General features: G+C 66.8%; 9 protein-coding genes. 5 read left to right on the top strand and 4 right to left on the bottom strand.

Going from position 1 to position 24,759, the window contains the following annotated elements; all coding sequences use genetic code 11:
- Window positions 1-12: 12 nt before the first annotated feature.
- The 3 genes from ACIBJI_RS22140 to ACIBJI_RS22130 form a co-directional block, all read right to left on the bottom strand.
- Window positions 13-1,731 (bottom strand): 3-deoxy-7-phosphoheptulonate synthase, encoded by a 1,719-nt coding sequence (locus ACIBJI_RS22140; RefSeq protein ID WP_397085513.1) that lies wholly within the window; start codon window positions 1,729-1,731, stop codon window positions 13-15.
- Between the two features lie 40 nt (window positions 1,732-1,771).
- Window positions 1,772-3,259, bottom strand: coding sequence for an NAD(P)/FAD-dependent oxidoreductase (locus ACIBJI_RS22135; RefSeq protein ID WP_364341432.1), 1,488 nt, complete (start codon window positions 3,257-3,259; stop codon window positions 1,772-1,774).
- A 630-nt stretch (window positions 3,260-3,889) separates the two neighbouring features.
- Entirely contained in the window at window positions 3,890-4,993 is a 1,104-nt protein-coding gene (locus tag ACIBJI_RS22130) for a hypothetical protein (RefSeq protein WP_364341430.1), read from the bottom strand.
- A 269-nt stretch (window positions 4,994-5,262) separates the two neighbouring features.
- On the opposite strand from ACIBJI_RS22130, the gene ACIBJI_RS22125 reads away from it, so the two are divergent.
- The 5 genes from ACIBJI_RS22125 to ACIBJI_RS22105 all read left to right on the top strand — a co-directional run bounded on the left by ACIBJI_RS22125 (window position 5,263) and on the right by ACIBJI_RS22105 (window position 23,369).
- Window positions 5,263-5,436, top strand: coding sequence for a hypothetical protein (locus ACIBJI_RS22125; protein WP_169811369.1), 174 nt, complete (start codon window positions 5,263-5,265; stop codon window positions 5,434-5,436).
- A 119-nt stretch (window positions 5,437-5,555) separates the two neighbouring features.
- Window positions 5,556-6,260 (top strand): PIG-L deacetylase family protein, encoded by a 705-nt coding sequence (locus ACIBJI_RS22120; protein ID WP_364341998.1) that lies wholly within the window; start codon window positions 5,556-5,558, stop codon window positions 6,258-6,260.
- 397 nt (window positions 6,261-6,657) lie between these two features.
- Window positions 6,658-20,736, top strand: coding sequence for an amino acid adenylation domain-containing protein (locus tag ACIBJI_RS22115; RefSeq protein ID WP_397085511.1), 14,079 nt, complete (start codon window positions 6,658-6,660; stop codon window positions 20,734-20,736).
- A 10-nt stretch (window positions 20,737-20,746) separates the two neighbouring features.
- The gene (locus ACIBJI_RS22110) at window positions 20,747-21,679 is read left to right on the top strand and encodes an aldo/keto reductase (RefSeq protein WP_364341425.1); all 933 of its coding nucleotides are present in this window, start codon (window positions 20,747-20,749) and stop codon (window positions 21,677-21,679) included.
- 325 nt (window positions 21,680-22,004) lie between these two features.
- Window positions 22,005-23,369, top strand: a complete 1,365-nt coding sequence (locus ACIBJI_RS22105) for a wax ester/triacylglycerol synthase domain-containing protein (protein WP_364341423.1) — start codon at window positions 22,005-22,007, stop codon at window positions 23,367-23,369.
- Between the two features lie 98 nt (window positions 23,370-23,467).
- Here ACIBJI_RS22105 and ACIBJI_RS22100 read toward each other — a convergent pair whose 3' ends face one another.
- The gene (locus tag ACIBJI_RS22100) at window positions 23,468-24,724 is read right to left on the bottom strand and encodes a cytochrome P450 (RefSeq protein WP_364341421.1); all 1,257 of its coding nucleotides are present in this window, start codon (window positions 24,722-24,724) and stop codon (window positions 23,468-23,470) included.
- Window positions 24,725-24,759: the final 35 nt, after the last annotated feature.

The following is a 24,759-nucleotide window of genomic DNA, read 5'->3' as shown; positions in this document are numbered from 1 at the left end:
GGCGTGCGCCGATCAGCTTGCCCACATCGCGCTCAGTGTGGTGATGACACAGTGCAATGCCCGTCCGGTATCGAGTCCGGTGCCGAGGCGGCTTCGGGGTTCGCAGTCCAGGTGCAGGCCGGCCGGTGCGGTGCCCGTGGTCCGGCAGGCGCTGACGTAGGTGTGGATCGCGGCGGCGGGATCGTCGGCATGCATCGGATCGCACATCCAGCTCACCGGGGTACCGCCCCGGGTGGCCGCCTCGAACAATGCGGGCAGTGCGTCGGCGGTACGGGTGCCGGACAACGCCGGAATGAGCGTGAGCCGACCGGGCCGACGTATGGGATTGAGATATCGGCACAGGAATTCGACATCGTCCGGCGTCGCGGTCGGTCCGAGGGTTACCGCCAGCGGGTTGCGGACCCGGGCGGCGAAAGACAGGTGCTGGGAGGTGAATTCGTGGTTTCGGTCGCCGATCCACAGCAGTTGGGTCGAACGGTCCCACTCGTGCCGGGTCAGCTGAGGTCGAGTCGCATCCGACTCGCAGGACCGGACGGTGCGCGAGATATGCAGGGGCGCGATGGAACTGTACAGTTCACGGGAGGCTGTGGGCGCGCTTGCCGCGATCGGGAGCATCGCGGCTACCTCGATCAGCAGATCGCGCACCACTGACGCCTGGTAGCGGTCCGCAGCGCCGCGCAGCATCTGTGTGCAGAGTGCGATGGGCGGGTTAGCGACGCGCCAATATTCCAGCTGTGCCGCGGCCCTGTGGTATTCCTGATCGCCCGCCGAGGTCTCGAAATCGGTTGGTGTTCTGCATGGTTCGCTGTTCGTATGCAATTGGCCGATGGTCACGATCGGTAAATCGAGTCCGTGCTTCAGCACGGCGGCAGCACAGATTGCCAGCGCACGGCGGGCGGGCAGCGTCGCGGCATCGAGGGCTGCGGAAGTGCGGGCGCTGAGATGTACTACGAATGCCTGCCCGCGCGCTGCGGCGGCCAAATCGGTGGTGAGCGAGTCGGATTCGCGCGGATGGACCAGCACGGGCAGGGGGCGCGAACACTGTCCGTCGGTGCGCGGTGACTCGGCATCGCAGCCACCCCGGCGCACTGTCGAGGGGTGGGCCGGTTGTGATCGGGAGTAATCCGGCTCATCGGCCCAACTCAGATCTTCATCCGAGACGGCGGCATGCTCCGGTGGCACAAAGCTGGGATTGAATATCTCACGGATATAGCACAGCGGCTGATGCTCTCCGAGCATGATGACGTACGCCTTGAACGCGCAGAGGCGACCATCGGGCCATCTCGTGACGCCCGCCCGCAGCACTAGTCGCCGCTGGGATAGACCCCGAGAAACCAAGCCGCGTCCGATAGGCACGTGCAGATCGTCCGTGCCGGCCGCGGTCGCCGGCCCACTCACGGCGACAACATAGTTTACCGATGCGGTCACCATGTCGGCATTGATCAGACACGAGCGACGGACGATGACGCGGTCGGGACCGGCCAACCGCAATGCCTCGGAGACGGTGGCGGGTAGCTGCTCGGCCACGAGTTCGTCCTGGCGCAGCACCCGCACCTGGAGATCCGTGCCGAGGATGGCCTCGAGTCTGGGCTGGGTGAAGCCGTCGGTGGCCAGCAGCCGCCGGGTGATCGGATGGCCGAAGCGCGCGATCTGTTGCATGGCTGTCCGGGGGCCCGAACCACCGACCGAGGAATCGCCCGGTGGTTCGGGGTCGGAGCGCGTGATCGTCATAGTGACCGGCTTCGCGCTGTGGTTTTCACGAAGGCCGGAACTAGAGTACGGGGACGTCGGCCGCCTTCGGGGGGAGCACCGGCCGCGCGACGGCCTCGACCTCGGCGGCGTCGCGGGGCCGCGTGGTCAGGCCGAGTACCGGCTCGGTGGTGATCCGCACATCGTTGAGCACCGTGTCCGCCAGCGGGTCACGCCAGTGGTCCCAGACGACCGACATGTCCAGATGGCCCATGTATTCGAGGTTGGCCGAGTCCGCGTGCAGCTTTTCGGTCTCGGTGAGTTCGGCGGCGATGGTGTCGGTCGGGGTGAGCTGTTGCTCTCCCGAGGATTCGTCCACATCGGTGAGTCCGGCCATGATCCGGGTGAACGACACCTCGGGGGTGTCGCCTTCGTGTGTCTCGGTGAGCTTGTCTGCGTGCGAGAAGTATTCGTCGGAACCGATGTACTGTTCGTACATACGCGAGACCAACACGAGGAACCGTGAGTAGGCCCGTCGGGCAGTGTGCTCGTAGAAGGCCATCGCGTCGGTTTCGCTCATTTCGCCACGCAGGGTGGTCGCGATCGCGGCCGCGGCGACGAGTCCGCCGTAGGTCGCCAGATGCACGCCGGTGGACAGCAGCGGATCGAGGAAGGCCGCCGAGTCGCCGACGAGGGCATAGCCCGGACCGCTGAACCGATCCGACACATAGGAGTAGTCCTGCTCGGCCTTGACCTCGGCGACCTGCTGCGCGCCTTCGAGCAATGCGCTCATCGCCTTGCTGTCGCGAATCGTGTTGAGGTAGTAGGCGTCTCGACCTTGCTCGCGTAGTCGCTCGCCCGCCTTGCGCGCGGAAACCACGTAGCCGACGCTGAATCGGCCGTTGGACAGGGGGATATGCCAGAACCAGCCGCCCTCGGGGGTGGACACGACATTGATCGCGCCTTCCGGGCTGTCCGGGTGCAGGTGCGCGCCTTCCCAATACGACCAGACCGCGACATTGCGGAAGGCAGGGTGCTGCCGACGCATGTTGAAGCGCCGCTTGGCCAGCAGGCCGTATCGTCCAGACGCGTCGACGAGAAAATCGAATTCCGTGGTCCGAGTGCCGCTGTCACCGGGGCCGGTCCATTCCACGGCTACCGGGCGGTCACCGTCGAAAATCACGTTCTCGACATTGGCGTTCTCGATCACCTGCGCGCCTTGTTCGGCCGCGTTGCGCAGCAGAATATCGTCGAATGCGTCTCGCTCGACCTGGTAGGACCAGGCTTCGGCATCGACGAGCTGGGACCAGTCCAACAGCCAGTTATCGTTCTGCCACTGGAAATAGCCGCCCCGCTTGATCTGGAAGCCATGCGCCGCGACCTTGTCGAACGCGCCGGAAAGACGCAGTGTCGAAAGGCATGATGCGAGCATCGACTCACCGATGTGATACCGCGGGAACGTATCTCGTTCCAGAAGCGTCACACGGATTCCTGCTCGAGCCAGCAGAGCTGCGGTTGTCGACCCCGCTGGGCCGCCACCGACAACGAGGACATGCGGATCGTTCGCCATTTCACACTCCTTGGAACAGCGGACGCCGACGTGGACTGTGCGCCCACATCAGCAACCGAACCAACTCCGGTCCCACGGTGGTGGATCAACCCGGACCGGGCGTCGCCGTCAGTTAGCCATCCGTGGCGACGCCCTCGTCAGATTGTAGCCGCAACAGTCGAATCATCAACCGCCGGAGTCGATTTGGAGGTCTCAGGCAATCGGTGGTAAACGGTGTCTGAAGGGTAGCCAATACCGCGAATCGGACCTTCTCGCCGGCCCGCCCTTACAAAGCACAACTGGGCGGGTGTCGGATGCGGCGGCGCGGTGTCCGCGAATGCATGTCAGCGCAGCACTTTTCGTCGAGATCGTGCGCCGCGATCGGAGGGAGTCACCTGGGTATGACAGGCGAGGCTGTTCGGTGTCGTTTGGCATCACCCCGCTCTTTCGGCAAATTCAGAGTAAAGCCCAAACCAGGTCCGCGCGAGGCGTTCGCAAAGTTGATTTCTGCGGTTGGCGATCCTTGCGCAGCGATCAACGCGCGGATTCCGCTGTGGTGGAAGCCATTTGCCGGATGAAGGGGCCAGCAACGTGGGTGCGAACTGTCAAGTGCGCACCCGCGTCGGCTGATCGCGACGTTCGATCGGGCGGTTATGCTCCGGCCCGCGCGACCTCGACGGTGGCCTCGGCGGCGTGCCGGGCGACCTCGGGAGTGCATCGCCCGAGTCCGCACGCGGTGGCAACGCCGAAAGCATCGCGCCCCAACGCCGCCTCGAAAAGCGCACGCGCGCTGTCGCTGTTCTCGACCGAATCCGTGGAAACCACACCTGCGATCACGCGCCAGTCGGTGGCGAGTGATCGCAGGGGAGCGTAGAAGCGGGGATCCAGCGGTGCGGGCTCGGCGCCGTACGCGCACGGAATATGCACCGGGGGCAGTGGCGCTCCTTGCCGATCCAGCAGTCGCGCAGTGCGATTGAGCAGACTGACCGCGGGAGCCAGACTGCGTGGGGCCAGCAGGCTCTTGTGCTGATAGTCGCCGTAGCACAGGTGCACGGTGGTTTCCGCACCGATCTCGTGCAGCCGTCCGAGGACGCCGGCGAGCTGACGCGCCACCAGCGGGGCCAGCGCCCACCGCGAACCCAGTTGCGTCGCTTTGACCATGCTCAACAGTGCGAGCGGGGACTCCAGCTGCCAGCTGATCCGGTCGCCGTGACGAGCGACTACCTCCGATACCTCCTGCACCATCGCTTCGGCGAACACGGGCAGCTGCCGCAACGCGGCGACCGTGAGATCGAAGTGCCGCAATGCCTTTCCGACCGGCAGCCCACCGGATACGGCTGCGCCCGCGAATGTAAACATTGCGAGATCGAGTGGATTCGGCAGGCTTATCTGAACTCTTGTCTCGGCTAATTCCGGTCGTTCGCGCTGCAATGACTCGAAGGCCGCCACTACCGCATCAATGCGCTCGACCCGGTCCATCGAAACATGCTGTGTTTCCAGCTTGCGGCCAGACTGGAGGCCGTAGCTGGGGAAGTCGCTGTAGTCGGCGAACCCGCCTTCCTCGACGATCTCGAAGACATCGGAATGCTGCTTTCGTGTCCGCAGGTAGTCGATGATCCAGTCGGGGTCGAGATCGCATGGCAAAGCGGTAACCGGCGAGCCTGCCGTGCGATCGGCAAACCATTGCAGGACAGCTTGATCGCCCGTCATCAGGTCCGCTGGAAGACTGCCGACATAGTGTGCGTACCTGGTCATAACTGGTCCCTTAAGGTTCGAAATACATGCGAGCGGTCAGCCAATAGTGGCGCAGGTGCGCGGAGCCGACAACTTCGACGTTTTCCGTTGTCGCACTTGGCGAATTCGGAAATCGGACGGGCTGTCAGGATACTGAGCAGAGCTCAGGGTGAACCCTGATCTTCACCCGGATATCGGTGCTGAGCTGGTGATTTATCAGCGCCCCGCTGCCAGTATCGAGGTGTCGGATCGTCGGATGGCGGTTCGCCCGAGACCTTCTGGAGGCTGGCATGTTGTGGAAAATCATCGGTGTCGTAGCGGTCGTCTGGATCGCGCTCGCCATCATCGGTGCGTTGATCAAGGGGCTGTTTCCGATTCTGGTGATCAGCGCGGTCGTCTTCGGGCTGTACCTGCTGTACAAGGCGGTCGCGGGCTCGGACAACTCCACCGTGAGCAAGCTGTAGCGTCGGCCCGCGGGCCCGCCGGGACTCGGGCGCCGCGGTTTCGAGAGGTAGGCCGTGCGCCGTCCGCCGCGGACGGCGCGCGGCCTACCCACGTTCGAACATCTGCTTGAATGACCCCTGTGGAGCAGGTTCCCGAGGATTGGCAGCGCGGTCTCGTCATCGTGGCGCATCCGGACGATATCGAATACGGCGCGGCCGCCGCGGTGGCGCGCTGGACGGGACAGGGCAAGGACATTCGCTATGTCCTGGTCACCTCTGGCGAAGCCGGCATCGCGGGTATGGCCCCCAGCGAGGCCGGACCGCTGCGCGAGTCCGAGGAGATCGCCGCCGCCAAGGTGGTGGGGGTGCACGAGGTGGAATTCCTCGGCTATCCGGACGGCCGCGTCGAGGAAACCCTGGCGCTGCGCCGCGACCTGGCCGCCGCGATCCGCCGTCATCGTCCGGAATTCGTCGTGCTGTTCAATTTCGGCGATACCTGGGCTCCCGGCTACGCCAATAGCGCCGACCATCGCGCGGTCGGCCGCGCCGCCCTCGATGCCGTATCCGATGCGGGCAACGAGTGGATATTTCCGGATCTCACCGAAACTCCGTGGTCGCCCCGGCTGGCTGCGGTGGTTGGACCGAGCGCCACGCACGCCGTCGACGTCACCGACACCATCGAACAAGCCGCCGCGTCATTGGCCGAGCACCGCCGCTACCTCGAGGCGCTCAGTCCCGAGCCGGTCGCGGACCAGGTGCGCGCGGTCATCGACATGGCGACCGCCCCGAAGTCCGGATTTTCGGCCGCGCGCGCGGTCGGCTTCGAGCTCTACCACTTCGGCTGACCGCTGTGATCGAAGTCACGTCTACTGTCGCCGTCGAGTCTGCTTTCGCGAAAATGTCGCGGAAATCACGTCCACTGGTCCTGGCTGACCCGATCGCAGGTGGTCGGGGCTATTGCTGTGATAGCGATCGTCTACTGATTCGGGGGTTGCGATCTGGTGCGGAAACGTGGTGGCCGACCGTCACCTAGGCTGTTGAAGGCCGTGTTGTGAAGTCGATCGCGCTTCTCGGGCGAATGTCGTAACAGATTCCCGCGCATGGGGATATGGGACGAGTTCGCTCTTGTAAACTCGAACGCTTGACTCGCGGCAGTAGAGCGGTTCGTTAGTGAAGTATGTGCGTTCCATTATGCGGGTGCGGTCTTTAGGCGCGCAATAGGTGAGAGGTGTAATACCGGAAATGGCAAGGGATCGTCGTTCCGCACGCGGTAGTCGTCGCCGAGTCGGTCTGCTGTTCGGGAATTTGCTCGCCGCCGCTGTGGAGTCCGCCGCCGACGCCGTCGCCATCCGGTTCAACCCTTCGGGCGATCCGTCCGATGATAAACAGCTGACCTATCGCGAACTCGACGAGTTGTCCTCGCGCTTGGCGCGCGAACTCATCGAACACGGCGTTGGCGCGGGCGATGTGGTGGCGATCGGTATCGCGCGCAGCATCGAATCCGTGCTGGCGGTGTGGGCGATCGCGAAGACCGGCGCCGCGTACGTGCCCGTGGATCCCGGATACCCGTCGGACCGGATCGCGCACATCCTCTCCGATTCCGGTGCCGTCCTAGGGCTTACCACTACGGCATATCGGCCGGTGCTCGGCGCGACTGTGGACTGGATCGAACTCGACGACCCGGTACACGCCGGGCGCATCGCCGAACGCCCGGCCCATCCGATCTCCTACGCCGACCGGGTCCGTCGGCTCGACGAGCGCCACCCCGCCTACGTTATCTACACCTCGGGCTCGACCGGACGGCCCAAGGGAGTCGTGGTCTCGCACGGCGGCCTGGCCGGCCTGGTTGCCGCGCAGCGCGAACAGTATGCGGTGACCGGGGAGTCGCGGGTCCTGCACGTCTGCTCGCCCAACTTCGACGTTTCGGTGCTCGAGCTCCTACTGGCGTTTTCCTCCGGTGCGACATTGGTGATCGCGCCGCCATCGGTATTCGGTGGGACCGAACTCTCGGATCTGCTGCGACGCGAGCGCGTCACCCACATGCTCATCACCCCGGCCGCCCTGGAATCGGTGGATCCGGACGGTCTGCACGAGCTGCGGGTCGTCGTGGTGGCCGGTGACAAGTTCGGGCCGGAGCTGGTCGGCCGCTGGGCGGGCGAACGTGCGTTCCACAACGGCTACGGGCCCACCGAGGCGACGATTCTCGCCACCAGTACCCCACCGCTGGCGCCGGGCGAGCCCATCACGATCGGCTCGGCCATCGCGGGCATCGGTGCGTTCGTCCTGGATGCACGATTGCGCCCGGTGCCCGCCGGGGTGATCGGCGAACTGTATCTGTCGGGTCCCGCTTTGGCACAGGGATATCTCGGGCGGCCTGGCCTGTCCGCGGAGCGCTTCGTGGCCAGCCCCTTCGGTGCCGATATCGGCACGCCGGGCGCGCGGCTGTACCGCACCGGAGATCTGGTGCGGCGCACCGAAGAGGGCGGCGTCATCGAGTACCTGGGTCGCTCCGACTTCCAGGTGAAGATTCGCGGCTTCCGCATCGAACTCGGCGAGATCGACAACGCGCTCACCGGTCACCCGGATATCGACTTCGCGGCAACCCTCGGCAAGACGCTGCCGTCGGGGGCGACCGCGCTGGTTGCCTATGTGCTACCGACGGCGGGGGCCGACGTGGACACCGAGGGGCTCGGCGAATTCCTCGGCGAGTCGCTGCCCGCATATATGATTCCGGCCGCCTTCGTGGTGCTGGACGAGATCCCGCTGACACCGGTTGGCAAGCTCGACCGCGCGGCACTGCCCGAGCCGGTCTTCGCGCCCCGTGAGTTCCGCGCGGCGGAGACGCCGGTCGAGGAGATCATCGCCCAGGTATTCGCCGAATTGCTCGGGGTCGAGCGCATCGGTCGCGACGACTCGTTCTTCGCATTGGGTGGCGATTCGATCCTGTCGATCCAGCTGGTCTCGCGGGCCAAGGCGCGCGGTGTCGTCTTCACCGCCGCGGAGGTTTTCGAACATCGCACGGTCGCGGCCTTGGCCGAGATCGCCGCCTCGGCCGATGCGGTGGAGCAGCAGCGGCTGGCAGAACTGCCCGGTGGCGGGGTGGGCGAACTGCCGTTGCTGCCGATCATGGCGGCGATGCTGCCCAGCGACTCGTCCTATCAGCGGTTCTCGCAGACGATGGCGCTGCGGCTGCCCGACGGTATCGACCGGGAGACCCTGGTCGCGACCATCGGCGCGGTCTTCGACCACCACGACATGCTGCGCGCTCGGTTGCGTGAAGCCACCTCGGACAACGTCCGGACCTTCGAGGTCCTGGAGACCGGCGCGGTCGACGTCGACGCGCTGGTGCATCGGGTCGAGGTGCCCGCCGATATCGACGATGCGGAGTTGTCGCGGCGCGCGAGCGTCGAGTATGACGCGGCGCTTGGCCGACTCGATCCGGCGAATGCGGTGATGGTGCAGTTCGTCTGGTTCGCTTTCCCGCAGGGCGGTCGCCGTCGTGATGTCTTGCTGGTTGTCGCGCACCACATCGTGGTCGACGGAGTGTCCTGGCGGATTCTGATTCCGGATCTGGCGATGGCCTGGTCGCAGCTGGCGGCGGGGCAGCCGGTGACGCTGCCCGCCAACGGAACCTCGATGCGGCGCTGGGCGCACGCCCTGCGCGACGCGGCGCAGGATCCGGTGCGGGTCGCGGAACTGCCGTTCTGGCAACAGGTTTCGGGTACCGAAGACCCGCTGTTCGGAGCGCGCGCATTCGATCCCGCGGTGGACACCTTCGGCACCGTCGATCGCGTCAAGGTGACGGTGCCTGCCGAGGTGACCGATGCGCTGCTGACCGCGATCCCGGGCCGGTATCGCGGTGGTGTCAACGACGGCCTGCTCACGGCGCTGGCGCTGGCGGTGAGCAAGTGGCGTGGCGAAGGTGCCGGCGGTACCGCGCTGGTCAAGCTGGAAGGCCACGGCCGCGAAGAGGGGCTCGTTCCCGGTGCGGATCTGTCGCGGACGGTCGGTTGGTTCACCAGCGCCTTCCCGGTTCGGCTCGATCTCGCGGGCGCCGATATCGCCGAGGCGTTCGCGGGCGGAAAAGCCTTGGGCGACATCGTGAAATCGGTGAAGGAGCAGCTGCTCGCGGTCCCGGACAAGGGCCTGGGCTACGGCCTGCTGCGCTATCTGAACCCGGAGACCGCCGCCGAACTGGGCGGTGCACCCCAGATCAGCTTCAACTACTTGGGTCGAGTGTCGACGGGAGAGATCCCGGCGCAGCTCGGCGCCTTGGGGTGGGTGCCGGTCGGGGATCTGGGGCAGCTGGATGCCGAGATGGATCCGGATATGCCCGCGAACGGCGTGATCGACATCAACGCGATTGTCACCGACGGCGCGGACGGACCGCAGCTGGGTGCGTCGTTCGCCTTCCCGCGCGGGCTGTTGCCCCGGGAAAAGGCACAGGAGTTCGCCGACCTGTGGGTCGCGGCGTTGCACGCGCTGGCCGAGCACGCGCGGCATCCGGATGCCGGTGGCCTGACGCCCTCGGATCTGCCGTTGGTCACGGTCGGCCAGTCGGATATCGAAGTGTGGGAACGGAATTACCCGGCACTGTCGGATGTGTGGCCGCTCGCGCCATTGCAGTCCGGGCTGCTGTTCCACGCCCTGCTCACCGAGTCGAGCGTCGATGTCTACACCACCCAAACTGTCGTGGACTTGAGTGGCGACGTGGAGGTCGAGCGACTGCGGGCAGCGGCTCAGGCCATTCTGGACCGCTACCCGAACTTGCGGACCGCGTTCGTCGCCGGTGCCGGCGGCCACGCCGTGCAGGTGGTCCTGGACCGGGTCGAAATGCCATGGCGTTCGGTGGATCTGACGCAGCTGCCCGAGTCCGAGCGGTTGGCGGAATTGAAACGGCAGGTCGCGCTGGATCGCGAATCCCGCTTCGACATGTCGGTGGCGCCGCTGATTCGGTTTGCCTTGTACCGCACCGAACAACAGCAGTGGCACCTGGTGGTCACCTCCCACCACATCCTGCTCGACGGCTGGTCGATGCCGTTGCTGATGCGAGATGTACTGGTGCTCTACGCGACTCGGGGCGATCGGTCCGCGCTGCCGCGGGTGCCTTCCTACCGCACCTTCTTGAGCTGGCTGGCGGGCCGTGATCAGGCGGATTCGGAGCGGGCATGGGCGCAGGCGCTGTCCGGTGTGGACGAGCCGACCCAGCTTGCGTCCCAACCGCGCGCGGCCGAAGGCCGAGGTATCGGCAGGGTGGTCACCGAGATCGACGCCGACCGCACCCGCCGGATCACCGAGCGGGCCGCTGAACTCGGCGTCACCGTGAACACCCTGGTGCAGGCGGCCCTCGGCATCCTGCTCGGACGGCTCACCGGTCGCGGCGATGTGGTGTTCGGCACCACGGTGTCCGGCCGTCCGGCCGAGCTGCCCGGCGTCGAGTCGATGGTGGGCTTGTTCATCAATACGCTGCCGGTGCGCGTGCGGATCGACGGCGGGCTGGCGATCGGCGAGTTCTTGCAGTCGCTGCAGCGCGAGCAGGCCGCGCTGCTCGACCACCACTACCTGGGTCTGGCCGATATTCAGCGGATCGCCGGTGCCGGAGCACAATTCGACACCCTGCTGGTCTTCGAGTCCTACCCGATCGACCGGGACGCCATCACTGCCGCCAGTTCCATCGACGGCATGTCGGTGACCGGCGTCGGCACCAGCGACGATACGCACTATCCGTTGACGCTACTGGTGACCGCGACCGCGACGCTCGAGCTGACGTACAAGTATCAGGGCGAACAGTTCCGTGCCGATGAGGTGGAATCCCTTGCCGCCCGGCTGACCCGGGTATTGGAGGCACTGCTCGGCGATCCCGCGGTACGGGTCGGCAATATCGACATCATGTTGTCCGAGGCCGAGCGGGATCGCGTCCTGCTGGACTGGAACGACACCCGGCATCCGGTCGAACCGGAGCTGCTGCTGGACGGCTACCGCCGAGCGGTTCAAGCGCATCCGGATCGAGTCGCGGTGGCCTATGAGGGCGCCGAGCTCACCTACGGGGAACTCGACGAGAAGGTGAATCGCCTTGCCCGCCTGCTGATCTCGCAGGGTGTCGGCGCGGAATCGCTGGTCGGCCTCGCGGTCCGGCGCTCGCTGGATCTGGTCATCGGCATGTACGCGGTCCTCACCGCGGGTGGTGCGTACGTGCCCGTGGACCCGGATCATCCGGCCGAGCGCGTCGAGCACGTGCTGACGGCGGCGCGGCCGGTGTGCGTGCTCACCACGACCGCGGACGCCGTGCCGGTGCCGGATGGAATTCCGTTGCTGCACATCGACACCGCGGATTTGGACGGATTCGCCAGTACCCCGCTGGCGGCCGGGGAGCTGCTGCGGCCGGTGCGCCCGGAGAGCCTGGCGTATGTGCTGTTCACCTCCGGCTCCACCGGACGGCCCAAGGGCGTCGCGGTCTCGCACCGGGCGATCGGCAACCATCTGGCCTGGATGCAGTCCCGATATCCGCTGCATGCCGACGATGTGTACCTGCAGAAGGCCGCCTTCACCTTCGACGCCTCGATGTGGGGCTACTTCATTCCGCTGCGGCTCGGCGCCAAGCTGCTGATGGCCACACCCGACGGCCATCGCGACGCCACGTATATCGCCGAAACCATTGCGGCGCAGCAGGTTACCGTCACCGACTTCGTGCCGTCGATGCTCGCGGTGTTCGCCGCCCATACGCCCGCCGGTGCGATCCCCACGCTGCGGCACATCATCGTCGGCGGCGAGCTGCTGCCCGCGGAGACCGTGGCCGCGGTGCGCGCGGTCTGCGAGGCGTCGGTGCTCAACGTGTACGGACCGACCGAGACCGCGGTCGCCGTCACCACCTGGCTCGCGACCGTCGACGACCAGGGCGGCCTGCCGATCGGATCGCCGGTCTGGAACAGCCGCCTGTATGTGCTGGATTCGCGCCTGCGGCCGGTGCCCGCCGGGGTCACCGGTGAGCTCTACCTCGCCGGTGATCAGCTGGCCCGCAGCTATCTCGGACGCGCGGATCTGACCGCGGATCGGTTCGTGGCCAACCCGTTCGGAACGGGCGAGCGGATGTACCGGACCGGGGACCTGGTGGCCTGGAGCGCGCCGAGTGTCCTGAAGTACCTGGGCCGCACCGACTTCCAGGTAAAACTGCGCGGACAGCGCATCGAACTCGGCGATATCGAGGCGGCGCTGCTGGCGCAGCCGTCGGTGAGCCAGGCGGCCGTCCTGGTGGTGCCCACCGAACTCGGCGACCAGCTGGTGGCCTACGCGGTCCCGGCGCCCGGCGCACACCTCGAGGTGGAGCCGCTGCGTGCCGCGCTGGCGGGCACGCTGCCCCAATACATGGTTCCGGCCACGATCGTGGAGCTGGCCGAGTTCCCGCTCAACACCAGCGGCAAGCTGGACCGCAAGGCGCTGCCACGGCCGACCCTGGCCGGCCGGGAATTCCGCGCGCCGTCCACCCCGCTCGAGGAGATCGTCGCCGGTGTGTTCGCCGAGGTGCTCGGTGTGGACCGGGTGGGCGCCGACGACGACTTCTTCGTCCTGGGCGGCAACTCACTGGTCGCCACCCAGGTCGTGGCCCGGCTGAGTGCGGCGTTGGGCGCGCGGGTGCCGGTGCGCACGCTGTTCGACGCACCGGTGGTCGCCGACCTGGCTGGGCGCATCGTGCCGGATTCCGAGAACGCGGATCGGCCGCCCTTGACCCCGGCCGTGCGCCCGGAGCGCATCCCGCTGTCGCTGGCACAGCATCGGATGTGGGTGCTCAACCAGGTCGATACCGAGTCTCCCTCCTACAACCTGCCCTTCGCCATCCGGCTCACGGGCAATCTGGACGTACCCGCACTGCGCGCGGCCGTCGCCGATGTCCTGGAGCGGCACGAGGCGCTGCGCACGCGGTTCCCGGTCGACGGTCCGGACGCGACGCCGCGCCAGGACATCCTGTCGGTGGCCGAAACGCTGCCCAACGGGCTGGAGGTCGAAACGACCGCCGATCCGGAGCGGGTCGCGGCACTGTTGTCCGCCGGATTCGATGTCACCGAACATCCGCCCGTGCGCATCCGGCTGTTCTCGGACCCCGCCCGCGACGAGCATCTACTCGTCCTTGTCACGCATCACATTTCCGCGGACGGCGTCTCGCTGGCACCGCTGGCACGGGATCTGGCGACCGCCTACCTGGCGCGCACCGCGGGGATCGCCCCGGGTTGGGCTCCGCTGCCGGTGCAGTACGCCGATTTCGCGCTCTGGCAGCGCGAGGTCATCGGCACCGAGGACGACGAGAATTCCATTGCCGCACAGCAATTGGCGTATTGGCGGCGACAGCTGGCGGGTGTGAGTGAAACCGCGCGGCTGCCGCTGGACCGTCCACGTCCGGCGCAGGCATCGATGCACGGTGCGGCGACCGAATTCGCCGTGCCCGCAGACGTGCACGCCAGCCTGGCCGACCTTGCGCGCCAGCACAATTCGTCGCTGTTCATGGTCGTACATGCCGCGCTGGCCGCGCTGCTCGCGCGGCTGTCCGGCGGCTCGGATATCACGATCGGCACGCCGATCGCGGGTCGCGGTTCGGCCGAACTGGACGACTTGGTCGGCATGTTCGTCAATACGCTGACCCTGCGCACCGATGTCGATCGCGATGCCCCGTTCGCGGCGTTCGTCGAGCAGGTCCGCGAGACTGATCTGTCCGCCTTCGCCAATGCGGAGATCCCGTTCGAGCGGGTGGTCGAGGAGGTACTGCCCGCCCGGGCCGTCTCGGCTAACCCGCTGTTCCAGGTGATGCTGTCGTTCCAGAACATCGAGCAGCCGACACTGGAATTGCCCGACCTGACCGTCTCGGCCGTCGATACCGGTGAGATAGTCGCGAAATTCGACCTGCAGGTGATCGTCGAAGCGCGCCGGCACGATGATGGCACGCCGGGCGAGCTGGTCATCGGCTTCGCCTACGCGACAGACCTTTTCGAGGAAGCCACCATCCAGGGCCTGGGCCGCCGATTCGAGCGGATCCTCGCCGCGGTCGCCGCCGATACGCAGGTAATCGTCGGTGCCATCGACATCCTCGACGAGGCCGAACGGGACCGGGCACTGGCCGCCCCCGCGCGGACCACCGAACCGTGCCCCGCCGCACAGCTCGAGCTGCTGCCGCAGCTGTTGGCCGATGCCGTTGACACCAATCCGGACGGCGTCGCGGTGATCTTCGCCGATGCCGCCGAACAGCTGGCGGAATGGGAGTACGTCGACCTCGACGAGCGTTCGAGCAGGCTGGCTCGACTGCTGATCGACCGTGGCATCGGCCCGGAGGATCTGGTCGCGATCGGCATTCCGCGCTCGCCGGAGTCCGTGCTCGCGGTGTGGGCGATCGCAAAGACCGGTGCCGGATTCGTTCCGGTGGATCCCAACTATCCCGCCGAGCGGGTCCGGCACATGATCGCGGATTCGCGTGCGGTGCTGGGACTTACGGTCACCGATATCGCCGCCGACCTGCCCGATGAGGTGCAGTGGCTGACCATCGATGCCGACGATATCGATCGGCGGCTCGACGACTACGGTGCCGATCCGGTGACCGATGCGGATCGGTTGCGGCCGTTGCGCGCCGCACATCCGGCCTATGTCATCTACACCTCCGGCTCGACCGGTAAGCCCAAGGGTGTGGTCGTCACGCAGGCCGGTTTGTCGAGTTTCTGCGAGGAACAGCGCGAGCGTTACCGGGTGACGAGCAGTTCGCGCACACTGCATTTCGCATCGCCGTCGTTCGACGCGTCGGTGCTGGAACTGCTGTTGGCCATCGGTGGCGCCGCGACCATGGTGGTGGCCGCGCCGACGGTCTACGGCGGCGACGAGCTGGCTGCCCTGCTGCGCAGGGAGCGGGTGACGCATGCGTTCATCACGCCCGCCGCGCTGGCGTCCGTGGACCCGGCGGGCCTGGACAAGCTCCGCGTCGTCATCGCCGGTGGCGAAGCCTGCCCACCGGAGCTGGTGCGGCGCTGGACGATTCCGATCGCCGGGCGGCGTACCCGTGAGTTCTACAACGGGTACGGGCCGACCGAGACCACGATCATGACCAATATCAGCGCGCCGCTGGTGCCGGGGGAGACCGTCACCATCGGCGGACCGATCCGCGCCATCACCGAGTACGTACTGGACGAGCGGCTCTCGCCGGTGCCGGATCGCGCCGTCGGGGAGCTCTACATCACCGGTGCGCAGGTGGCCCGCGGCTACCATGAGCGCCCCGCGCTGACCGCCGCCCGGTTCGTGGCCAATCCGTTCGATCGTGACGGCGCCAGGCTGTACCGGACCGGCGATTTGGTCCGCCGAACGGTCGACGGTGCGCTGGAATATCTGGGCCGCAACGACTTCCAGGTCAAGGTCCGCGGCTTCCGCATCGAACTCGGCGAAATCGACGCCGTGCTCGCGGCGCACGAAACAGTCGACTTCGCGGTCACCATCGGACACGAAATCGCCAGCGGTGCAACAATTCTCGTTTCCTATGTGCATGCCGCCGCCGGTGCGGCGGCCGATGCCGACGAGCTGACCGCATTCGCCGCGAACAGCCTGCCCGCGCATATGGTGCCGACCACCGTCATGGTGCTCGACGAGATTCCGCTGACCCCGGTCGGCAAACTCGACCGGGCCGCCCTGCCCGCGCCGGTGCTGCACACCAGGGCATACCGTGCGCCGTCCGGCCGTTGGGAAGAGCTGGTCGCGAGCGTATTCACCGAATTGCTCGCGCCCGCGACACCGGTCGGCGCCGACGACGATTTCTTCGAATTGGGCGGCAATTCGCTGATCGCCACCCGGCTGGCGGCGCGGCTGGGCGCCGCATCCGATACCAGGGTGCCGGTACGCCTGCTGTTCGAGGCGTCGACAGTTTCCGCGCTCGCGGCCCGGCTGAGTGAGAACGAGGCCGGAAGCGACCGTCCGGAGCTGATCGCCGGTCCGCGGCCGGAGCGGATTCCGCTGTCGGCGGCGCAGCAGGCCATGTGGTTCCTCAACCGCCTGGATACCTCCTCGTTGGCCTACAACGTGCCGATGGCGGTGCGCCTGAGCGGTGCCGTCGATACGCAGGCGCTGCGGGCGGCGATCGGGGATCTGGTGACCCGTCACGAGATTCTGCGCACGGTATATCCGCCGATCGATGCGGGCCCGGTGCAGGTGATCTTGCCCCCGGCGCAGGCGATTCCGCCGATGCTGGTGCAGCGCATCGACCCGGCCGAAATCGTGGATGCGGTGGCCACGTTGGCCAGAACCGCCTTCGATCTCACCGTCGAGGTGCCGGTCCGGGTCAGCCTGTTCGACCTCGGCGACGGCGCGAACGGGCGCGAATATGTGCTGGCGATGGTCGTGCACCACATCGCGGGCGACGGTTCGTCGATCGGCCCGCTGGCCCGCGATCTGATGACCGCGTATGTGGCGCGCAGCGCCGGACAGGCGCCGAATTGGGCCCCGCTGCCGGTGCAGTACGCCGACTACAGCATCTGGCAGCGCGAACTGCTCGGTGCCGAGGACGATCCGGAGTCTTTGGCGGCCAAGCAGATCGGGTATTGGCAGCAGGAATTGGCCGGATTGCCCGACCAGCTCGACCTGCCCTCGGATCGGCCGCGACCGCTGGTGCGCTCCTATGCCGGTGGTCAGGTGTCGGTGCGGATCGACGCCGAAACCCACAGCGCGTTGGCCGAATTGGCGCGCGCGCAGGGCGCCACAGTGTTCATGGTCGTGCATACCGCACTCGCTGTGCTGCTGGCGCGGTTGTCCGGGACGAACGATATCGCCATCGGTACGCCGATGGCCGGGCGTGGCGATGCCGTGCTCGACGACCTCATCGGCATGTTCATCAATACCCTGGTATTCCGAACCCGATACGACGGCGGCGCGGGTTTCACCGAACTGCTCGCACGGCAGCGGGAGACCGATCTGCAGGCGTTCGCGAACTCGGATGTGCCATTCGAGCGCTTGGTTACTGTGCTTAACCCGGTGCGCTCGCCCTCGCGGCATCCGCTGTACCAGGTGGGGCTGTCGTTCCAGAACCTGGACCGCGTCGCACTGGAACTGCCGGGGCTGACGGTCGCGAGCCTGGATGTCGGCGTCGAGGTATCGCAGTTCGATCTGCACTGGTATATCGGTGACGCCTACGACGAGGCGGGCACGCCGCTGGGTATCGGCGGCATGGTCACCTACGCCGCCGATATGTTCGACCCCGCCACCGTGCAGGGTTTCGTGGACCGGTTCGCGCGCCTGCTCACCGCCATCGCCGGTGATCCCGGCGTGGTGGTCGGCGAGGTCGATCTGACCGAGGCGACCGAACGCGCCGCGCTGCTCTCGGATGCGGCCGACACGGCGCATCCGGTATCGGCGGATTACCTGCTCACCGGCTATCGCCGTGCCGCGGCGAGCACACCGGATGCGGTGGCCGTCGTGCACGACGAGACCGCATGGACCTATCGGGAATTCGACCAGCGTGTCAACCGCCTCGCCAGGCACCTGATCGCACAGGGTGTCGGTCCCGAATCCGTTGTGGCGCTGGGGATACCGCGTTCACCGCAGCTGGTTGTCGCGATGTATGCGGTGCTGACCGCGGGCGGCGCGTATCTGCCGCTCGATCTCGATCATCCGGCCGACCGGATCGGGTACATGGTGGCGACGGCCGAGCCGATCTGCGTGCTGACGACCGACGGCAATTCGGTACCCGTCACGGGAGTTCCCGTCATCGATATCGACACTCTAGAGTTGTCGGAATACTCCGGTGAGCCGGTCGATTTCGGCGAGCTGCGTGCGCCGCTGCACGCCGAGCATCCGGCTTATGTGCTGTTCACCTCCGGCTCGACCGGTCGGCCCAAGGGCGTCATGGTCTCGCACGGCGCGATCACCAACCAGATCGAATGGATGGTGGCGGAGTACGGGTTCGGTCCCGAGGATGTCTATCTGCAGAAGACGGCGACGACCTTCGACGTATCGCTGTGGGGCTACTTCGCTCCGCTGTGGGTCGGCGCTCAGCTGGTGCTCGCCGCACCGCACGGACAGCGCGATCCGGGCTATATCGCCGAGCTGATCGCCACCCACCGGGTGACGGTCACCGATTTCGTTCCATCGGTACTGCAGGTCTTCCTGGCGGCTGCTGTGGTGGAGCAATTGGCCTCGCTGCGTGCGGTTTTCGTCATCGGTGAGGCCTTGCCGCCCAATACTGTCGCCGATTTCGCCGCGCTATCGGATGCCGGACTGCACAACCTGTACGGCCCCACCGAGGCGGCGGTATCGGTGACATATCGGCCCGCGTCGATCGACGACCGGTTGACGGTGCCGATCGGTGTATCGCTGTGGAATACCCGCACCTACGTCCTGGATTCCCGGCTGCATCTCGTACCCGCCGGTGTCGTCGGCGAATTGTATTTGGCGGGAAGCCAATTGGCGCGTGGCTACCTCGGCCGTGCCGACCTGACCTCGGATCGGTTCGTCGCCGACCCATACGGCCCGACCGGCGCCCGGATGTACCGGACCGGTGATCTGGTGCGCCGCCGTGCCGACGGAGTACTGGAATATCTGGGGCGCACGGACTTCCAGGCGAAGATCCGTGGCCATCGGGTCGAACTGGGGGAGATCGAGGCCGCGCTGCTGGCGGATCCGTCCGTCGCCCAGGCCGTCGTCGTGGTGGCGAAGTCGGAGACCGGCGATCAGCTGGTCGCCTATGCGGTGCCCGTAACCGAGCTCGATGCCGATGTCCTGCGCGAATCGCTGGCGCACGTGCTTCCGGGCTATATGGTGCCCTCGGCCATCATGGTGCTCGAATCCTTCCCGGTGAACAGCAGCGGCAAACTGGATCGGGCCGCGCTGCCGCGGCCGGTCCTGCGCGCCCGCGAGTTCGTGGCACCGGCGACCGACACCGAGCGCGCCGTAGCCGAGGTTTTCGCCGAAGTACTCGGCATTGCTCGGGCCGGAGCCGAGGACGATTTCTTCGATCTCGGCGGTACCTCGCTGCTCGCCTTCACCTTGCAGCGGGCCCTGGCCACCCGCCTCGGCATCGACGTGCCGATGGCGGCGTTGTTCACCACGCCTACCGTGCGCGGCTTGGCCACTCGACTCGACAATCCGGACGAGACCGCGGCCGTGCTCCCGGGCACTGACACCGCGACGATCACCACCGACGCGGTGCTCGAACCGGAGATCGACGCTGCGGGTCTCGCACCGGCTCGGGTCGAGGCCCCGCGCGACGTACTGCTCACCGGCGCAACCGGATTCGTCGGCGTGCATCTGCTCCGGGAACTGCTGTCCAGTACCGCGGCAACGGTCTGGTGCCTGGTGCGCGGCGACGATAGCGAGCGCGCCTACAAGCGAATTCGCGGCGCCATGCAGCTGTACCGGATCTGGGATGATGCCTATCAGGGTCGGATCGTCGCTGTCGCAGGCGATCTGGCCGCACCCGGACTCGGACTCGACCAGTCCGACTGGGCCCGGCTCGCGGAGCAGATCGACACGATCTACCACAATGGAGCTCGCGTCAATCACATCGAGCCGTACGCGCGGTTGCGTGCCGCCAATGTGTCGGGCACCCGTGAGGTGCTGCGGCTGGCGACCACCGGTCGGATCAAACCGGTGCACTTCGTCTCCACGGTCAACGCCGTGATTCCGAATGCGCCCGCACCGGATTTCGTCGCCCGTGAGGATGCTCGAGTGCCTGTGGGCGAGGTATCCGGAAACGGTTATGTGGCAAGTAAATGGGTGGCCGAACAACTGATCCGCCAGGCCGGCGAGCGCGGTGTTCCGGTGAGCATCTACCGTCCCGGCACTGTGTCCGGTGATCCGCGGCTCGGGGTGAACAGCGTCGACGACTCGTTCTGGAACATGATCCGGGCGGCCGCCATTCTCGGACTCGCCCCGGATGTCGGCGACGCCACCATGTCGCTGGTGCCGGTGAACTATGTGGTGGGCGCCATCGTCGCGCTGGCGGATCAGCCGCCGGTCGGCGCGGCCTATCACCTGGTGAACACCCTGCCGGTGGCGATCGGCGATATCTTCGAATCCCTGCGCAGGAACGGGATTCCGATCGAGATCGCATCGATCGAGGAGATCGCGACCAAGCTGGCCGAGGAAGCGGCGGCGCGCGACGCGACCGGCGACGATTCGCTGGTGCGTGCCGCCTTGGTCAGCGGCAACTACGGCGGGGCCGCGGCCACGGTCGAGGACACCAATACCCGACTCGAGTTGGCGCAGTACGGTATTCACTGCCCGCCCATCGATGCCGAGGCCCTGGACGCCTATGTCAGGTCCTTCATCGATGCGGGTTTCTTCCCCGCCCCGAGCGACGTTCAGCTGTAGAGAGGAAAGTATGACCGCCGAAGCCCAGTCCCGTCCCGCCGCCGCCTCGGGCGCCTTCGCCCTCGGTGGTGACCTACCGGTCGCGCGCCTGGGCTACGGCGCGATGCAGCTGACCGGTGACGGTGTGTGGGGCGACCCGAAGGACCCGGACGAGGCCGTGCGTGTGCTGCGTCGTGCCGTCGAGCTCGGTATCACCCTCATCGATACCGCGGATTCCTACGGTCCGTTCGTCAGCGAAACTCTCATCCGCCGGGCGCTGCACCCGTACCCGGACGAGCTGGTCATCGCCACCAAAGCCGGGCTGGCCCGGCCCCGTCCCGGCGAGTGGGTGCCGATCGGTCGCCCCGAATATCTGCGCCAGCAGTTGGAATTGAGCCTGCGTCATCTCGGTGTCGACCGCATCGATCTCTTCCAGCTGCACCGGATCGACCCGCAGGTGCCGCTCGCCGATCAGCTCGGTGAGCTGGCGTCGCTGCAGCAAGAGGGCAAGATCCGGCATATCGGCCTGTCCGAGGTGACCGTCGCTCAGCTCGACAAGGCGCGCAAGATCGCCGATATCGCCTCGGTCCAGAACCAGTACAACCTCACCAACCGCAGTGCGGAGGACGTGCTCGAATACGCCGAGGCGAACAACATCGCCTTCATCCCGTGGTTCCCCATGGCGACCGGCGATCTCGCGCGTCCGGGTGGTCCGCTGGATTCCCTTGTGCGCGAGGATGCCAGCCCGTCCCAGCTCGCGCTCGCGTGGCTGCTGCGCCGCTCGCCGGTCATCCTGCCCATTCCCGGCACCTCCAGCGTGGCGCATCTCGAGGAGAACACCGCTGCGGCCACCATCACACTTACCGACGATGAATTCGCCGCACTGTCCGCGGTGAGCACCCCGGCATCGGGGGGAGGCGGGCGGGGTTGGCGTTCCCTGCTGCCGAAAGTGTCGCGTAGCTGAGAAGCGCCGGGTCCGCTGCCGAATGAATGCGGACGGGACACTCGGGAGGCGGCCGGAGCCCGGGGACGCGGCCGGAGCCCCGGGGACGCGGCCAGGAACCCGGCGAATGGGTCCGGGGACCCGGGGAGTCCGGCCAGGGACCCCGGAGAGGCGGCGAGGGACCCCGGAGAGGCGGCGAGGGACCTCGGGGAATCGGCCGGGTACCGGGGAATCGGCCGGAGACCCGGGACTTGGGTCGTGAGCGCCGACACCCGATTTCGATTCCGGCAGACGTGATGGCCACTGACCGATGGCATAGTGCAGCAATCGGATCGACGAGAGCAGCATGATGTACGAAGCACAACTGGTGGCCAATGACGCCGCCTATTACTACTTGGCCCGCTCCGGCCGGGTCACCGACTGGCCGATGTGGTGGATATTCGACAACGGCGAAGCGCCGCTGACCGCTGCCGATATCGCCGACCACTTCGGCGAACGAGCCGAACTGCTCGAACCGCTGCGCCGTCGGATCGAGGAGGTGCCCGGCGGGCTCGGGCACCCGTTCTGGGTGGTCGACGACAGTCCGGTCGACACCCACATCGTCACTCATGCTGCGGCACAACTGAATTGGGCACAGTGCCAGGACGAGATCGGGCGCATTCTCGAGCAACCGCTGGACGCTCGGGTCATGGCCTGGCAGCTCCACGTATTTCCGAACGTCACCGGTCTCGCGACGCTGAGTGGCGTGGGCACCGTTGTGCTGATGCATGTCAGTCATGCGCTGATGGCGGGTCCGGCCATGACATCGCTGTCGGAGGCGTTGTTCGCCACGGTGCCGTTGCGGATCGAGGGGCAAGGTCCCGCCACCCAGCGCCCGCGCCCCGCGCTCGCCGCCGTGGCGGGTGCGCTGCGCTGGCCGTTGCAGGCGCTGCGTTTCAATGTCCGCGTCCGACGTGAGATGCGCCGGATCGCCCGCGAAAACGACGACAGCGGACCGAACGTTCCACCGGTTTCCTCCACCCGGCTCAACCGCCGGATCGGGCCGGGACGCGCCATGCGGACGATCCCGTTGGAGCTGAGCCTCGTTCGTGCGCAGGGGGTTACGGTGACGTCGGTCGGCTTGACGGCGATATCGCACGCATTGCAGCGCTATCTCGAAAAACGGGATGGCAGCTGTCCCGACGATCTCGCGGTATTGGTGACCGTCGCGGTTCCCGACGCGCCGGTAATGGGGGTCAATCGTGTCGGTGCCGATGCTGTCGCCCTGGCAGCGGCGGAACCCGACCTCGCCGCTCGTGCGCGGGCGATCGACGCCACGCTCCGGGCGCGCCGCCACTCGGCGTCGAGCCGCAGGGAACTCAACCGTCTCGCACTCATCGACCTGCTGCCGAGCCGCACCTACCGGGCGCGATTCGGAACTTTCGGGCCCGCCGATCCGGACGCGCCTGCGCACGCGCACACGATCCTGACCAGTATCAGGTGCGAGCCGACCGCCGCATGGTCGTTGTCGGGCAAGCCATTTCGCTTCGCCGGCATGCTGCCGCCGGTGTATCCGGAAATCGGTTTGGCACATTCGTTCGTCGGCGCCGGCGACAGCTTCACCGTATCCGTGGCATGCGATCCGGCGATCGTCCCCGACCTGGACGATTACTGCGACCTCCTGCGGGAGTCGTGCCACGAAGTCGCGGCCGCCCTCGGACAGTCGCAGTAACGACTCGCAGCCCGGGCAGCTGTCGCCTCGGGATGTTCCCGCGCACCGATTGGGTGCCCTACCACTTCGAGACAAGACCTGGTCGGAGACGAACGTGCCTACCAGGCCACCGGCAGGGCCTTCGGTCCGCGCACCAGAAGGCCGGACTTCCACGGCACCTCGTCCACCGGTACGGCGAGGTGCAGGGTCGGGAACCGTCGCAGCAGTGATCCGAGCGCGATTTGCAGCTCCACCCTGGCCAGTTGCGCGCCGAGGCAGTGGTGCGCGCCGTGTCCGAAGGCCACGTGCGGGTTGCGTTCTCGGGTCAGGTCGAGGTCTTCGGGGTCGTCGAAAACCGTCTCGTCCCGGTTGGCGGCTTGGGTATTGACGAATACCGACTCACCGGACCGGATATCGACCCCACCCAGCTCGAGGTCCTCGGTGGCGATTCTGGGAAACGAACCGCCCGAACCCAATTGGACGTAACGCAGTAGTTCTTCCACCGCGTTCGGGACGAGTTCCGGTCTGCCGCAGAGCAATTTCCAGTGTTCGGGCTCGGTCAGCAGTACATAGGTGAAGTTGGCGATCTGATTTGCCGTGGTCTCGTGGCCAGCGATGAGCAAGCCGATACCCAGGTTGACCAACTCCGCCTCGCTGAGCTGGTCCTCCTCGTCGCGCGCGGTGACCAATGCGCCGAGCAGGTCGTCGGTCGGCTCTTCGCGACGCTGCGCCACCAGTTCGGTGAGGTATGCCTCCAGGCCCGCGCGTGCGGCGCTGATCTGTTCGCGGGTGTGTGCGGTGGTGGATAGCACCGTATCGGAGAAATCTCGGAATCGGTGCTGGTCTTGCGGTGGGACACCGAGCATTTCGCAGATCACGGTGACCGGCAGCGGCAACGCGAGCAGCTGCACCAGATCCGCGGGTGGGCCGAATCGCTCGATGTCGTCGAGCCGCTCGTCCACGATCTGCTGGGCGCGCGGGCGCAATGCCTGCACTCGGCGGCCGGTGAACGCCTTGACCACGAGCTTGCGTAGCCGTGTGTGCTCCGGTGGATCCATGCTCAGCAGCGAATCGCGGCGCGCGGGTTCCGGTGTGGTGCGCGGAATATCCTCGCGCTCGACCGCGGCCGCCCGACTGAATCTCGGGTCGGCGAGTACCTGTTTGACGTCCTCATAGCGGGTGACCAGCCAGCCCTCACCGCCGTAGGGGAGTCGTATGCGGCTGATCGGCTCTTCCTGGCGCAGCCGCGCGAAGAGCGGATCCATATCCAGGCGTATAGGGGTACTGAAGGGGAAGCTGCGCACCTCGTGGTCGACGGTCTCACCCGTCGCCCGGCTGCCACCCCTCATGGAATCGCTGCGCGATGCTGCCCTCATCTGAACTCCCTTCCGCGATGGCGGATGGTTGATGT

The sequence above is a fragment of the Nocardia sp. NPDC050408 genome (assembly GCF_044458905.1).
Taxonomy (GTDB): domain Bacteria; phylum Actinomycetota; class Actinomycetes; order Mycobacteriales; family Mycobacteriaceae; genus Nocardia.
This window is presented reverse-complemented; position numbering and strand designations above follow the sequence as displayed.

Bases quoted from the DNA above. Each gene is read 5' to 3' on its own strand.
- ACIBJI_RS22140 (WP_397085513.1), bottom strand. From the start codon at position 1,731: ATGACGATCACGCGCTCCGACCCCGAACCACCGGGCGATTCCTCGGTC.
- ACIBJI_RS22135 (WP_364341432.1), bottom strand. From the start codon at position 3,259: ATGGCGAACGATCCGCATGTCCTCGTTGTCGGTGGCGGCCCAGCGGGG.
- ACIBJI_RS22130 (WP_364341430.1), bottom strand. From the start codon at position 4,993: ATGACCAGGTACGCACACTATGTCGGCAGTCTTCCAGCGGACCTGATG.
- ACIBJI_RS22125 (WP_169811369.1), top strand. From the start codon at position 5,263: ATGTTGTGGAAAATCATCGGTGTCGTAGCGGTCGTCTGGATCGCGCTC.
- ACIBJI_RS22115 (WP_397085511.1), top strand. From the start codon at position 6,658: ATGGCAAGGGATCGTCGTTCCGCACGCGGTAGTCGTCGCCGAGTCGGT.
- ACIBJI_RS22110 (WP_364341425.1), top strand. From the start codon at position 20,747: ATGACCGCCGAAGCCCAGTCCCGTCCCGCCGCCGCCTCGGGCGCCTTC.
- ACIBJI_RS22105 (WP_364341423.1), top strand. From the start codon at position 22,005: ATGATGTACGAAGCACAACTGGTGGCCAATGACGCCGCCTATTACTAC.
- ACIBJI_RS22100 (WP_364341421.1), bottom strand. From the start codon at position 24,724: ATGAGGGCAGCATCGCGCAGCGATTCCATGAGGGGTGGCAGCCGGGCG.